The sequence below is a fragment of the Arachnia propionica genome (assembly GCF_037055325.1).
In the GTDB taxonomy this organism is placed as follows: domain Bacteria; phylum Actinomycetota; class Actinomycetes; order Propionibacteriales; family Propionibacteriaceae; genus Arachnia.
This window is the reverse complement of the sequence record NZ_CP146373.1, coordinates 1,869,755-1,882,822: the sequence shown is the minus strand read 5'-3', so window position 1 is coordinate 1,882,822 and position 13,068 is coordinate 1,869,755. Positions and strand designations below refer to the sequence as shown.

Below are 13,068 nucleotides of genomic sequence, written 5' to 3'. Positions count from 1 at the left end.
ACAACACTGGGTCACTCCGAGGAGAAACACTTTACTTCGGAAAACGCGGTTGCTCCTGGCGGTTGGTGCTGCTCCTGCTGCTGCTGGTGTAACTTCAACATCTACTGGTAATACGGAAAAATGCAGTGAACGTAAGGTAATGTAAAGATCCTGTTGGGCGGGGTACTAACAAGATTTCCGCCCAACAGGATCCCAATAGGAATGGCGTTCTAGGTCTGTCAGTACCTCTATAGATCGCCTCGTTTGCTTGCGCCAGAAATGTGCTACGATTTGCATAGCAAGAAAGCGAAGATGCGGGCATTTGGGTAAGATGCAAAAATGACCTATTTTCATCGGAGATCGTGACAACCTTGGTGAGTGGCGGGCCCTACGTGGCACAAAGCCCCTATCGACAAGAAAATCATTATGGGTGATAAGCTATGAAAGAACAAGTATACAACCATAGTTTGCCATGGGCCGAATCCTCATCTGAAGTGGCAAGCTTCGAGGGCCTTGAGGAAATGCTGGATGCCTATAGCCCTTTCGGTCAGATACGAAACGTCCTATCTTCATTTCGCTCAGGGGTCGGGATAGGTGGATTTCAAGGTTCTGCAACGCCGTTGTCCTTGGATCATGTATTTCGTCGGATCGTTGGAATGAGTTCTCTTGGGGTCGGGCTGGATCGTGAAATCTATGGTGGAGGTAAAGGGCTGACTATTTCGGACTCCGTGGCATCGTCCTTGGGAGAAGCCGTCGAACGTATGCTTGCTGCTTTTTCCTCCCTAGCGCTCGAAGAAACAGATGCCGACATCACAGCTACGGCACGCCAGATGCGCGATGAAGGGTACAACATTGTGGGCCCGGAAGATTTTGATTCCTTCACGCAGGAGCAGCTGGAAACGCCAGGATTCCGTTGTGTCCCTTGGACCGAGGACACGCGATTGGCATGGCACAAGGGAACCAACTTGATCACGGGCGAAGACTGGTGGGCTCCTGGACAGTTCATACATTTGTTCTATGTTCCAAGGGAGAAGGAAGACCGTATCGGGGCCTCTAGTTCAGGTGGTCTGGCCACGGGGTATGATGACGCACATGCACTTACGCATGCCCTGCTGGAAGTGGTCGAGCGCGACGCGTTGAACTTGGCGTGGTTCTGTAAAATTCCGCTGACCCGCATCATGCTCGACGAACCCTTCCGAGACAAGGCGATCGATCGGTGGATGCAAATTGCTGAACGCGCTGGGATGAAAATTAGTTTCTATCTCCACCGTCTCGACATGCCAGAGTTTTTCGTAGTGACGGCATCGGCGGTTGAACCGGGGCTGGATGCACATTCATATGTTTCAGGCGGCGGCGTCGGTGTTGAGATCGAGCATGCTATTCGGAGTGCGCTGGCTGAGGTCGTTCAGGCAGAGCGGATGGTTCGCAGCCCAACATTGGCACCAAGATGGGAATTGACCCAGGGATTCAAGAGACGTTTCACGGTCAAGCGCGATGCCGATCTCGATGATTTCACCAACTTCATTCAAGTGGTTGATTACTATGGTTTCCGTGAGAACCAAGAACGATTGGACTGGTATCTGAGAGATCCTGGCATGCCTACCATAAAACTCTCTGAGTGCCGCACGGATGGAGAGTTCACAGATGACTATGATCGAGTGATCGATCTGTACAAGAAATACAATTTGACGCCGATCGCTTACCCTCTGACGCCGGAGAGTTTCCACAAGATTCGCTTGCGCAAGGTATTCGTTCCTGAACTGGCTCCGGCATTTCCTCCAAATATTCCTTTGATCGGACATCGTCGCTACCGAGAACTTCGGCAGCGAATGGGAATTTCGGATACGCCATGGACACCGGCAGATTTCCCAACCGACCCCCTCCCCTATCCCTGATCTTAGCCAGTTGGAAGGTTGTTGCCGTGGCCGAGTTTCATTCGCGTGATCAGACGTATACAGGTTCTTTTTGGCGAACTGAGAGTCGCGCACGTACGTTTTTGGGACTAGCAATCATTTCTTTGATGCTGAAGATTCCCCAGGTGGTGCTCGCATTCTTCTATCGGCCAGAAGAAGACAGCTTCATTCCGAAGCCCGGTGACGGTGCTCAGCTATGGGTTGGACTATGTTGGCTTTTCTCAACTATTGTGTTGCTCTTTATGCGCCATTGGGTTGGTTTGGTATCAAGTGTATTCCTTACGGTCCTGTCAGTCGTAAGCGCAATCGGTCTGGTCAGCCAAGGATACGTGCTCTGGGCCATTTTGCAGATCATCACATCCGTGTCTTGCGTGATCTTTCTTCTAGGGGCGTTGGTCTTGAAAGCTTTCGTGCGCACAAAGCAGAGGCGCGTTGCATTTGACAACGATGAAATCGATGGAGTAAACAATGATTAATGAGCGGAATCCCGCGATCAGTAGTAATGGTGACGACGCCGTAAACATGGGGGGCGCAGTGTTGGTTATCAACCCGTCAGTCAACGTGATTCGGAGCACCTCAAATGAAGTGTTTGTTGAGGTTGGGACCCGATCGCGGTATACGCACCGAATTTCGGACGATAAATCGCGTGGCTTGTTGGCAGATTTTGTTTTGAGCTTTAAAGAAGCTCAAAACGTTAATATAGCGGCTGAAAGGCTGGGGATCGACGAGGAGACTCGACAAGATTTTGTGGAACATCTCACCCGTGGCCGTGTCTTGCTGCGACCAGAGCAGGTTGACTACTCCTACCTGTTGACAGGGTTCAAGTGGAGTCCTGTGGAACACGATGTGGCGATCACACTTCTGGGGCAAGGTCGTGTCGCTGAAGCGATTGCAAGCCAATTGTCCGAGCTGGTTCCTCATCCCGTCATGTCAACAAATTCTGCCGAGGAAGCATTCAGTGATGCGGATTTCGTCATCGCAGCAATGGATGGAATCGATCTTGGTCTCTGCTATGATGCCGACGAATTGTCGCGCGCGACTCAGACGCCGTGGCATCTCACTCGAGTGGATGGCTTTGAGGTTCTCGTGGGACCGACTTTTGTTCCAGGTTCGGGGGTAAACTACTATGATCTCGACACCATGGATGAAGCCGCTCGTGTCATGCGCACCCCATTCCTGTATAGCAAAGCGGCCGACCCGGATGTGAAGCAAACCGCGCCACTGCCGGCCTTCGTTGCCTCCATTGCGGCTGGGTGGACCACTGTGGCCGCAGCCCAGCATCTGTGGGGGAAAGGAAGCTTCCTCGAGGATCACATCATGCGGATCGATTTGGAGCGTATGGAAATCATCAGGGATAAGGTACTGCGCCTTCCCAGGAACCCGGTCGATATGGGAATGCGGGTTGACCTCCGCCATCCCTTCTTGTAAGGAGAACTGAGCATGTCCATTCCGGCTGATCAGCTGCGCCGAATGCTCGAGCAGACCCTCGTGCCACCTACTCAAGTAATAGAGCTTGATCCTGATACGATCGGAGCTACGACGGCGCGCCTTGGCTCGCTTCGTGGTAATTTGGCCGAAAGGTACCAGCTGAATTCTTGTTTGACCAAGGCAAGCTGGGAACGTTTGGCCGATCCGGAATCCGTGAAAACCATCCTTGATTTCTACCTGACGACAGCCGCTGATGGCTATGACCAGTTGATAAAAGAAGCCTCTCGCTGGGTCATGCCATTCGATGATGCTCCGGCGTGGGTTCGGGACCTGCTTTCGCCATTGTCGGGAAATCCAGTGGTAGTTTCCATGCTGTTCAGCGCAGACCTGCTTGTCGCTTTTGATTCTGCTCTCTGGAAAGTCATCCCGAACAGGTCGGGACTGCAATTTGAAGGGTCGTGGAATGAGGATTTGGCCCGTCAAGCGTTGTCGGCCGTGCCTCCCTACTCGGCCCGCGAATCTCTTCCTGATGGTTTCGTGTTCGCTGTGGGAAATATCGTAAGAAGCTCGTACCTTAGCGGCGACCGAGCATTTCGACAGGCAGCCACGGCATGCGGCGTACTACTGGGGCAGCTCTGGGCCGTATTGGCGGGTCTTTCCACTCCACTTCAGTTCGTTCCGGCGACCCAGTTCATTGATCATCTCGTCAATGATGCAACCCGATGTGATGGTGTGGAACGTGGTGTACAGGTCATGGGGATAGTTGACATTCCGAAACCTTCTTTCTTGCGAATCGAGGACAATCATGGCTGACTCGACCTTGAGCAGTGAAACTTTCGAAAGCCTCATCGAAGAGATTGCTGCCATGTCGCCGGAGGGGCGTCATGCTCTTGATGAAACCGTTGGTGCGATTCAAGATCTTGAAAATGCTGGCGTCGCCCCTGCGCTTCGGAGAGTGATACACAGGGTTTTTGAGCGTTCCATGGTGGAGTTTTTTTCGGAGGAGACTGCGTCCAGTATGCAGTTGCCGACGAGGCTGGTTCGTTTCACTCTCCCAGATCCAGAGGGTATTCCTCTTCCGCGTATTTCTGACTTCCCCGAAATTTCTTTGTCTTCGGTGCTAGATTCTCGGCGTTCCAAGCGTGATTATGCGCGGCGTCCGATGGAGTTGGAGGAGCTGAGCGGCGTTCTTCAGATGGCTTTCCTAAGTAATGCAACAGAGGACGGCTACGGAACGCGTGACGTGCCCCAGATGCCCTACCCGAATATAGGTGGCCTAGACCCGGTGGAGGTCGTGGTGATCATCAACAACGTCTCGGGAATGGAGCGGGGGTACTATAGGTACGACAAAGTTGGGCACAGGCTGGTTCTGGTTTCGTTGGGAGATTACCGTCAGCCGTTGGTGGAGGCCACATTTGAGAATGACTGGATATTCTATGCACCAGTAATCGTTGTCTTGAGTAACGATCAGCGAAAGGTGGCTTGGAAGTACAAGACTCGCGGCTACCGAATCTCGTTCATGGATGTGGGAGCTGCCCTTCAAAATCTCTATCTGTCCTGCACCGCTCATGAGATGAGCTGCTGTGCTGTAGCAGGGTATCATGATGACAAGATCAACCGGCTTATGGGATATCCGCCAGGCGGAGATCGCAACGTGGGGTGCGTTGTTCCGATCGGCCCGCGCCCGCATAGTGCGCGTATCGATCGTTCAACACGGCGGTGAGCAATGATGGAGATGTGGGCCATATTGAGCCCGTTGCTCGTGGTTTGGAGCATCATGATGGCCGCCGTTGGCGGAGTGAGCTTCGCTTTAGCGTGGTTGATTCCCAGATGGCGCAAGGCTATTCCAAGTGCTGTCTCGGTGATGATCGGCTTGATGGGGCTGTGCTTGGGTTTCAGCCTGTTGGACGGTGTTTCCACGTCTGAATTGGGAAGGATTCTGCTTGGCGGACTGTGGGCCGAGCAAGGCTGGTTGCCAAATTGGTGGCTGGCTCTTGCGGCAGCGCTCCTGGGTCTGGCAGGCGCTTGGTCTGGATATGAGCTCGAGCGCCGCTTATTGATGCTGCGTGGCCGCAGATCCTCCGGTACGCTGACTGGCTCGCTGGCCCTACCCGGAAGAAAAGAGAGCATGTCTGGCGTGGCCGCGATAGCGAAGAATCCTTTGTGGTTCTTTCTGCTGTCCATCTGCGCGGCTGTTGGTGAGGAATTCTTGTTTCGTGGCGCGATGCTCGAACGCATGTGGATATCTAGAGAAAGCGCAGTTACTGCCATCAGTACAGGGTGGTGGCTGGTCTTAGTGCAAGCAGTGTTGTTCTCCAGCATCCATGTTGCTTTCGGGTGGCGAACCTTGGTGGCCAAGTGTTGGCTTGGAATCCTATTGGGGTGTACAGCCCTGATGGGTGGGCTGTTCCTTGGCGGTCTTGTTCCTCACCTTTTCCACCAGTGGTTGGTGCTGAAGCAGTTCTGGAATCCAAGGAGTGGTACCTCCAACAGATCGCGCAGATCAAAGATGGGAGATTCGATTAGTTCATCTCCCGATGCCGGTGCTTTTCGGGCTGTTTCTGCATCTCGAATCACGGCTGACAATTTTTACCAGGACGGGAAGGAGAGTCATCGATGACGTTTTCCGGGCAGTCGGCCACGAGGCAGGCGTTCTGGGATGTTGCTTCCGTGGGTCATGCTGAAAATGGGAAGCAATTTTTTGTTCCATTTCTGACTGATATGTCATGCGGTATTGCAGGCTATCGAGAAGGAGTGATGGATTCAATCCTTCGTGCCCCGTCGGCTATTCTGATGCTGCTTGAAGACCAAGGGGTCGGAGAAGTGTGGGTGCCGGCTGCGAGCTGGGCTGAAATGTGGCGATGGCAAGCGATATCGCGTGACGTTCCGATTGCTCCTGAGGTCTTTGCCGGTGGCCCCATCTTGGTTGATGTAGAGCCAACTTCTGATCGACAGCGTTGGATTCGCGACAGAAGCGATCTGTCATCGGCTCTCGGAATCATTGAACGGGAGGGCTGTGGATGGGTCATTCTGCAGTCCGATGACATAGATTTTGCGCAAATGGTGAGTCGTGATGCCAAGTCCATGGGGCTGCGCGTGGGTCTGCGGGGTTCAATGGAAGCAGCTACAGTCTTGATGGACGGGGATTTGTATTGCGGATTTCCCAACATTAATCGTAGCTCCTTGAATCAATCTCTCACCGATCTCATGATGTCGTGGTCTCAGGATTCTCTAAATGAGACCTTGAATGCTGCACGCGCGATGCTGAGTCGTGGTGTCATGATCAGCACCGAATTGATCACGCTACATCGGACGGTGTTTGTCAAAGAGTCTCTCGATACTCCTTTTCTTGAATTCAATGAGCCGATTCTTCCGCATGTCAGGTGGCTGATTCAGATGAGGCGTGCCGGCGGTTTTGCTGCCGGAAAATCTGCACTTTTTGAATACAGTGGATTGCGTGAGCCCAGCCGCTCTCAAGTTCCCCTTCTCAAAAATGGTTGGGATCGGCTAGTGGAGTGCGCTGTCACGCTGTTCCTCGAGTTCGAAGGTCTTCGACCAGGATCTGGAGCTCCACAGCTTGCTGTCATTCCCGGTCGTGGGTTGCGTGAAGAACTGGCTCTTCTCCACGTCAGTGGAGTCCCTTTACAGGACGTGCTCATGCGTGCTTCCAATGGCATGGCGGGGCAGAGTGGTTCCAACTCCCGGTGGCTGGCGACCGATACATACCCGGAGGAAGGTGCACGATTCATCATGAGTCTACGACCGCAGCAGTAAAGGTACCGAAAGTGCGTCCGTCGGTATGAGTCAGGGGACTGACGAGTGGTTATTGGCGTTTTCTTTGTGGCCTTGTCCTGGCCTTACCCCTCATCCTCGCCTCGCGACCGCTGGGTCACGCCATCGGGACCGTACGGCCACGGACCCGTCTGAGGGGTGGAGACGGAGGTCAGCTCCGCCAGCTGGTCCGGTGCGAGGGTGACCGACGCCGCGGCCAGGTTCGCCCGCAACTGTTCGACGGTCCGGGCGCCCAGGATCGCGGTGGTGATGCCGGGCTGCGCGACCACCCAGGCCAACGCGACATTCGCCGGGGTGGTGTCGTTGTCGTCGGCGATCTGCCGGAGGGCGTCGAGGATGTCCCACGTGCGCTCGTCGCGGGCGATCCGGTCGTAGGCCTCGATGCCGCGCTGCGGGTTTTCACCCAGCCGGGTGGCGCCCGTCGGGGTGTCGTCCCGGGAGTACTTGCCTGTCAGCCAGCCGCCCGCCAGCGGTGACCACGCCATCACACCCAGTTCCGCATCGGCAGCCGAGGGCAACATCTCCCACTCGGCCTCGCGGCGCAGCAGCGAATACGAGGGCTGCAGCATGACGGGGCGGCGCAACCCCCGCACGTCGCAGGCCCGCACGGCACGCTGGATCTGCCATCCCAGGTAGTTGGAGATGCCTCCGTAGCCGATCAGGCCGTCGCTAATCGCCTGGTCCAGGAAGTCCATGGTTTCCTCGACCGGAGTGATGGGATCCCAGGAGTGCACGATATAGAGGTCGATGTGATCGACCCGCAAACGGCGCAGGCTCTCGGTCAGGGCGCGGCGCAGGTGTCGCCGCGACGCCCCGAGTGACCCGCCGAGCGCCGAGGTGGGGAAACGTCCCTTCGTCGCCAGCACCATCTCCCGGGTGATCTCCTGCGGTCGGGAGCGGAACCACTCGCCGACGATCTCCTCGGAAACGCCATCGGCGTAGACGTCGGCGGTGTCGATGAAGTTGCCGCCCGCCTCCACGTAGGTGTCCAGCATCGCCAAGGATTCCTCAGCTGGGGATTCCGCGCCGAAGGTCATCGTTCCCAGTGTCAGAGTCGAGACCGAAACCCCGCTGCTGCCCATTCGCCTGCGTTCCACATCTTCCCCTTTCCTCTGCCTGTTTCGATCCTACGCGGGTGAACTCCTGCGCGACCAGGAAGCAGATCTGGTGCGGGGAGGGGCGCGTCAGTCGGGTTCCGATTTCGGAGGACGGCCTGGGCGGCGCATGGGGGCGGCGTCGCCCGGCAGGCGGCCGGTCCGCTTCAGGGCGTCTCGGAGCAGGTATTCGATCTGTGCGTTCACCGACCGCAGGTCGTCCGAGGCCCAGCGTGCCAGGGCCGTGTGCACGGATGGATCGAGCCGGAGCAGCAGCTGTTTGCGCTCCGGCCGATCCGCGGACCTCGGGGTCACTGATACAGCGACCCCGTGTTGACTATGGGTGTCGCCCGCGAGTCGCCGCACAGCACCACCAGGAGGTTGGAGACCATCGCGGCTCGGCGCTCATCGTCGAGGACCACGACGTCGGCGGCCTCGAGCTGGGTGAGGGCGTCCTGGACCATGGAGACCGCGCCCTCGACGATCTTCTCGCGGGCCGCGATGATGGCGGCGGCCTGCTGGCGCTGCAGCATCGCCTGTGCGATCTCGGAGGCGTAGGCCAGCGACGAGATCCGGGTCTCGACGACGCGCAGTCCGGCCAGTGCGATTCGCGCCGCCACCTCGTTGGCCATCTCCTTGGCGATCACCTCGGTGTCGCCGCGCAGCGTGATCGCGGTGTTTTGGTTGTCGTAGGGGTGGCTCATCGCGATGTGCCGCAGCGCTGCCTCGGACTGGACGCGCACGAAGTCGATGTGGTCCTCGACGGCGTACTTGGCCTGGGCGGTGTCGGCCACCTGCCACACGACGATGGCGGCGATGTTGATCGGGTTGCCGTCGGCGTCGTTGACCTTCAACTCGTGGGTCTCGAAGTTGTGGACCTTGACCGAGATCTTCTTCTGGACGACGCACGGGACCACGAACCACAGGCCGGGTTTGCGGACGGTGCCCACGTAGGAGCCGAGGAATTCCAGCACCTTCGCTTCACCGGGACTGAGCATGCACACCCCGGAGGCGAGGACGGCCACTGCAAGGGCGCCGATCCCGATGAGGATCGGCCCCAGGGGCAGATTCTTGATGATGGACTGCTGGACGCCCAGGGCGATCAGTCCGGCGGCCACGACGATTCCCAGCAGGCCGACGGGGGCGGGCATGGTCCAGGCGCGGCGCTCCTGCACGTCGACATCCGGGGTGGAGGGAAGCGGAACGTTGGTGGTCATGTCGAATCCTTCCTGATGATGTCAAAATGATATCAGATTTTTAGGCCCGCCTGTTGGGCGCGACGAGACCGTGGCGTGAAGCCGCATGTTCTGGAAGGGTTCAGGGGAAAATTCGATGCCCCGGGCGGAACGCTCTCGTAGCGTCCTGAGAGGTTGAGGGCAGGGCGTGTGACGCAGCGGTGTCGACGACCTCCTCGGTGGCCGTTACATCCTCGTTTCCCGAGGTGTGGACGTGACCGTTCTGCGTTGGATGAGGGTGTTGAGCACCGTTGCCGCGGTCTCGGCATCCCTGACGGTGATCACCAGGGGTTTTCCCTCCACCCGGGTGATGCGGAGAGCCGGGCCCTCGGCGGTGACGAAACCATCCGTCGTGCCGTCGAGGGAGACGCGGCGTCCCCAACCGCCGAAATCGCCCAGGGGGTATGCCGTGGTCGATGTTGCGCCATCCAGAGCGCTCAACGGAAGGCTGACCCAGCGGACAGTGCCGAGGCCGACCACCCTGATCCCGCGGAAGTCGATGATCACCCGTGAGTGGATGGCCAGCGTCGAGGCCACGCCAAGGACGGCAAGTGCCAACGCGACGACAGCGGCGCTCCAGTGTCCCTGTGCCGCGAAAATGACGGCCATCGATCCGGCGGGTACCAGCAGGATGGGAAGAACGATCCAGATCATCCTGCCCGTGGTGGTGCGACCGGTCCAGGCGATCCGATCGCCCGTCTCGGGCTGGCTCGTTCCGTCGTGCAGCGGGGCGGTCAGCGCCACGGCTTCTCCCCGTGGGGCGCGGGTGACGAGCCAGGTGAGTAGTCCGACGCCGATTCCCACCCCGGCGCCCACTCCCAGGCCGAGGCCGGGCGATGCTTCGCCAGTGGAGGCGGAGCCGCGTTGCGCGTGTACGACCAGGGCCATCAGGGTGGCGACGAAGGAGCCCAGCCCGGCTGCGACGCCACTCATCCGGTGCTCCTCCCGGAGTACTGCTCCGAGTCCGATCATGCCGAGTGGCAGGAGCAGGGACAAGGCCGTTCCCGTCGCGATGACCCCGGCCAGATCGGTGAAGCCGTCCGCCCTGCCATTGGCTCCCCAATGCACAGCGATCTGCGTGGGCAGGTCGTCACGGATCATCCAGACGGCTAGGGCTGAACCGGCGGAGAAACAGGCGGCGACGACCATGGGAATGAGGATCGCGCGGCGTCGAAGCGACGACGGGCGTCGCGGGGGGAGGGCGGATCCGGTGTTGTGTGTGGTCATCGTGATGCAGTCCTTTCCCGGAACATGTGGACGAGGTCGTCCAGCGGGATCCCGAGCCGGTTGCTCTCCGTCAGCGTCTGGGTGATCAGGTCGCTGAGTCGGGAGAATCCTGGCGTCGTCGCGAGCACGACCGCTCCGCGCCCCTTGCGCAACTCGATGAGTCCCTCATCCCGCAGCAGCTGATAGGCGCGCAGCACGGTGTGCATGTTGATGCCGAGGGCCGCCGCCACCTCTTTCGCGGAAGGCAGGCGTTCCTTGGGCTGGAGGCCTCCGTCCGCGATGGCCCGCCGCACGGAGGCCGCCACCTGCTCGAAGAGCGGAGTGGGCGACGAAGGGTTGACCCGCCACAGCATATTTCTATGTTAACTAGAAATATATGGCCGGACAACAGGCTGCGGAACGGGCCACCCGGTCTGGACATGGTGAAACGGATTGAGCCGGGCCGCCACGAGAAAGTGACCCGGCTCAACCCATGTGGAAAAGGAGTGAGGCGTTCAGCCAGCCAAGGACTTCAGCGCCTCGAAGGACGTGCGGGCATTGTGGATGGGACCCTCGCCGGGGGCGGGATCCTCGTCGAGCATGATGTCCTGCTCCAGCACCCAGTAGCCGTCGAAGCCCACCTCGTTCAGCAGGGAGACGATGGTGGCGAAGTCCACGTCGCCGTCCCCGATGGGCGCGAACATCTCGGCCCTGATGCCCTCGCTCCAGGTGAGTTCCCCGGTCAGGAGCTTGTCGGCGAGCTCCTTGTGGACGTCCTTCGCGTGCACGATCGCGACCCGCTCCGGGTGGCGGCGCACGATGTCCACCGGGTCCGCGCCGCCTGCCATCATGTGTCCCGTGTCGAGGCACAGCCCGACGCCGGTCTCGTCGAGGATCCGCTCCACCTCGTCGGCGTTCTGGATCATGGTGCCCCAGTGCGGGTGCACGCACGCGGTCACACCGGAGGCGGCACACACCTCGGCGATCCGGTCCAGGTTGCGGTACAGCGTCGCCCAGCCCTGTTCGTCGAGGACGGGACGGTCGTCGTAGCCCTCGCGACCCGAGTCGCAGGCCAGCACCAGCACCGACCCGCCCGCTACGCGGAACGCCTCCAGCTCCGCCTTGACGGCGGGGATCGGGTCGTGGTCGGGGTCGTGCATCACGGCCAGGAAGAACGCGCCCACGGGGGTCAGGCCGTGCGCCTTCACCGCTGCTGCGCGTGCCTCCGGTTCGACGGGCAGCCAGCCCTGCGGGCCGAACTCCGTGGCCGTCAAGCCCAGCTCCACCATCTCGGAGAGCACCCGGTCGGGGTTCATCTGGAACCCCCAGCCCGGCACTTCACACACGCCCCACGAGATCGGGGCTCCTGCGATTTTCATTTCGTCACCTCCACGGTCTGTCCGCTGCGGGCGGAACGTTCTGCGGCCTCGGCCAGTACCAGCGCGGCCACGCCGTCCTCGACGGTCGGGGTCACGGGGGAGCCGTTGTTCACGGCGTCGATGAAGGCCGTGAGTTCGTCGCGGTAGGCGTCGGCGTAACGCTCCAGGAAGAAGTCGAGGTAGACCTCCTGGGTGGCCGACCCCTTGGCGTCGTTGATGATCAGCGACGTGGAACGCAGGTTCTCGGTCACCAGTTCACCCTCGGATCCGAAGACCTCCACCTTCTGGTCGTAGCCGCTGGCGCAGTGGCGGGTGTTCTTGATGATCGCGACCGCGCCGCTGGCGGCCCGCAGAGTCGTGACGGCGCCGTCGAAGTCGTCGACGTCGGCCAGCGCCGGGTCGAGTTTCTGTCCGATGGTGTTGACGGAGACGATCTCACCCAGGAAGAACCGGGCCTCGTCGAAGTCGTGGATGGTCATGTCCTTGAACACACCCCCCGACTGCGCCAGGTACTCTGCCGACGGCGGGGCAGGGTCGCGAGAGATGATGGTGAGCTGTTCGACGCGCCCGATCCGCCCGTCGGCGGCGAGCCGCTGGGCCTTCGCGATGGAGGGGTCGTAGCGGCGCTGGAAACCAACCATCACCGGCGGGTGCTCGAAGGTCGCGAGCTCGTCGGCGAGGGCGCGGGCCGCCTCAACGGAGGACGCGACCGGCTTCTCACACAGCGCGGCCTTGCCTGCGCGGGCGGCCGCCAGGACGTGCTCGGCGTGCAGAGGAGTGGGAGAACCGATGACAACCGCGTCCACGTCGTCGGCGGAGAAGGCCTCGGCGGCGTCGGTGGAGGCGCGTGCCCCGAGAGGTTCGGCGAGGGCCTTCGCGGCCTCGATGAACGGGTCGCAGACCAGCACGAGCCGGGCCTGGGGATGGGCGGCGACGGTGGCGGCATGGACCTTGCCGATGCGACCCGCGCCTATCACTGCGATGCGCAGCATGGGGTTTCCTTCCTGGGAGTGAGATGCCCGCTGGGCGTGGGGGGCCGATT

Annotated in this window: 14 protein-coding genes; 7 read left to right on the top strand and 7 right to left on the bottom strand. The window is 59.7% G+C overall.

The genetic code is table 11. From position 1 onward, the window contains the following. The first annotated feature begins 419 nt into the window (after positions 1 to 419). Genes V7R84_RS08690 through V7R84_RS08660 form a run of 7 tightly spaced genes read left to right on the top strand, consistent with a single transcriptional unit; the run spans position 420 to position 7,094 of the window. Complete coding sequence (locus V7R84_RS08690) at positions 420 to 1,874, top strand: YcaO-like family protein (RefSeq protein ID WP_338568042.1); 1,455 nt, start codon at positions 420 to 422, stop codon at positions 1,872 to 1,874. A gap of 26 nt (positions 1,875 to 1,900) precedes the next feature. Beyond that, on the top strand, positions 1,901 to 2,368 hold the full coding sequence (locus V7R84_RS08685; RefSeq protein ID WP_338568040.1) for a hypothetical protein: 468 nt from the start codon (positions 1,901 to 1,903) through the stop codon (positions 2,366 to 2,368). Beyond that, the gene (locus tag V7R84_RS08680) at positions 2,361 to 3,320 is read left to right on the top strand and encodes a hypothetical protein (protein ID WP_338568039.1); all 960 of its coding nucleotides are present in this window, start codon (positions 2,361 to 2,363) and stop codon (positions 3,318 to 3,320) included. Before V7R84_RS08685 ends, V7R84_RS08680 begins: the two co-directional genes overlap by 8 nt. Before the next feature lie 12 nt (positions 3,321 to 3,332). Continuing rightward, positions 3,333 to 4,133 (top strand): hypothetical protein, encoded by an 801-nt coding sequence (locus V7R84_RS08675; RefSeq protein WP_338568038.1) that lies wholly within the window; start codon positions 3,333 to 3,335, stop codon positions 4,131 to 4,133. After that, positions 4,126 to 5,043 (top strand): SagB/ThcOx family dehydrogenase, encoded by a 918-nt coding sequence (locus V7R84_RS08670; RefSeq protein ID WP_338568036.1) that lies wholly within the window; start codon positions 4,126 to 4,128, stop codon positions 5,041 to 5,043. Before V7R84_RS08675 ends, V7R84_RS08670 begins: the two co-directional genes overlap by 8 nt. 3 nt (positions 5,044 to 5,046) lie before the next feature. After that, positions 5,047 to 5,940, top strand: coding sequence for a CPBP family intramembrane glutamic endopeptidase (locus V7R84_RS08665; RefSeq protein ID WP_338568034.1), 894 nt, complete (start codon positions 5,047 to 5,049; stop codon positions 5,938 to 5,940). Continuing rightward, a complete protein-coding gene (locus tag V7R84_RS08660) occupies positions 5,937 to 7,094 on the top strand; it encodes a hypothetical protein (RefSeq protein WP_338568032.1) in 1,158 nt (385 codons plus the stop codon). The genes V7R84_RS08665 and V7R84_RS08660 overlap by 4 nt, the downstream gene beginning before the upstream one ends. An 83-nt stretch (positions 7,095 to 7,177) precedes the next feature. Here V7R84_RS08660 and V7R84_RS08655 read toward each other — a convergent pair whose 3' ends face one another. From V7R84_RS08655 to iolG, 7 genes are all read right to left on the bottom strand, one after another. After that, positions 7,178 to 8,209 (bottom strand): aldo/keto reductase, encoded by a 1,032-nt coding sequence (locus V7R84_RS08655; protein WP_338568030.1) that lies wholly within the window; start codon positions 8,207 to 8,209, stop codon positions 7,178 to 7,180. 87 nt (positions 8,210 to 8,296) lie between these two features. After that, complete coding sequence (locus tag V7R84_RS08650; RefSeq protein ID WP_338568028.1) at positions 8,297 to 8,521, bottom strand: toxin-antitoxin system HicB family antitoxin; 225 nt, start codon at positions 8,519 to 8,521, stop codon at positions 8,297 to 8,299. Then, on the bottom strand, positions 8,518 to 9,423 hold the full coding sequence (locus tag V7R84_RS08645) for an SPFH domain-containing protein (protein ID WP_338568026.1): 906 nt from the start codon (positions 9,421 to 9,423) through the stop codon (positions 8,518 to 8,520). The genes V7R84_RS08650 and V7R84_RS08645 overlap by 4 nt, the downstream gene beginning before the upstream one ends. A 204-nt stretch (positions 9,424 to 9,627) precedes the next feature. Beyond that, a complete protein-coding gene (locus V7R84_RS08640) occupies positions 9,628 to 10,668 on the bottom strand; it encodes a DUF1648 domain-containing protein (protein WP_338568024.1) in 1,041 nt (346 codons plus the stop codon). After that, the gene (locus V7R84_RS08635; protein ID WP_338568022.1) at positions 10,665 to 11,021 is read right to left on the bottom strand and encodes a GntR family transcriptional regulator; all 357 of its coding nucleotides are present in this window, start codon (positions 11,019 to 11,021) and stop codon (positions 10,665 to 10,667) included. The genes V7R84_RS08640 and V7R84_RS08635 overlap by 4 nt, the downstream gene beginning before the upstream one ends. Before the next feature lie 141 nt (positions 11,022 to 11,162). Then, on the bottom strand, positions 11,163 to 12,026 hold the full coding sequence (locus V7R84_RS08630) for a sugar phosphate isomerase/epimerase (RefSeq protein ID WP_338568020.1): 864 nt from the start codon (positions 12,024 to 12,026) through the stop codon (positions 11,163 to 11,165). After that, on the bottom strand, positions 12,023 to 13,018 hold the full coding sequence (iolG, locus tag V7R84_RS08625) for an inositol 2-dehydrogenase (protein WP_338568018.1): 996 nt from the start codon (positions 13,016 to 13,018) through the stop codon (positions 12,023 to 12,025). Before iolG ends, V7R84_RS08630 begins: the two co-directional genes overlap by 4 nt. Positions 13,019 to 13,068: the final 50 nt, after the last annotated feature.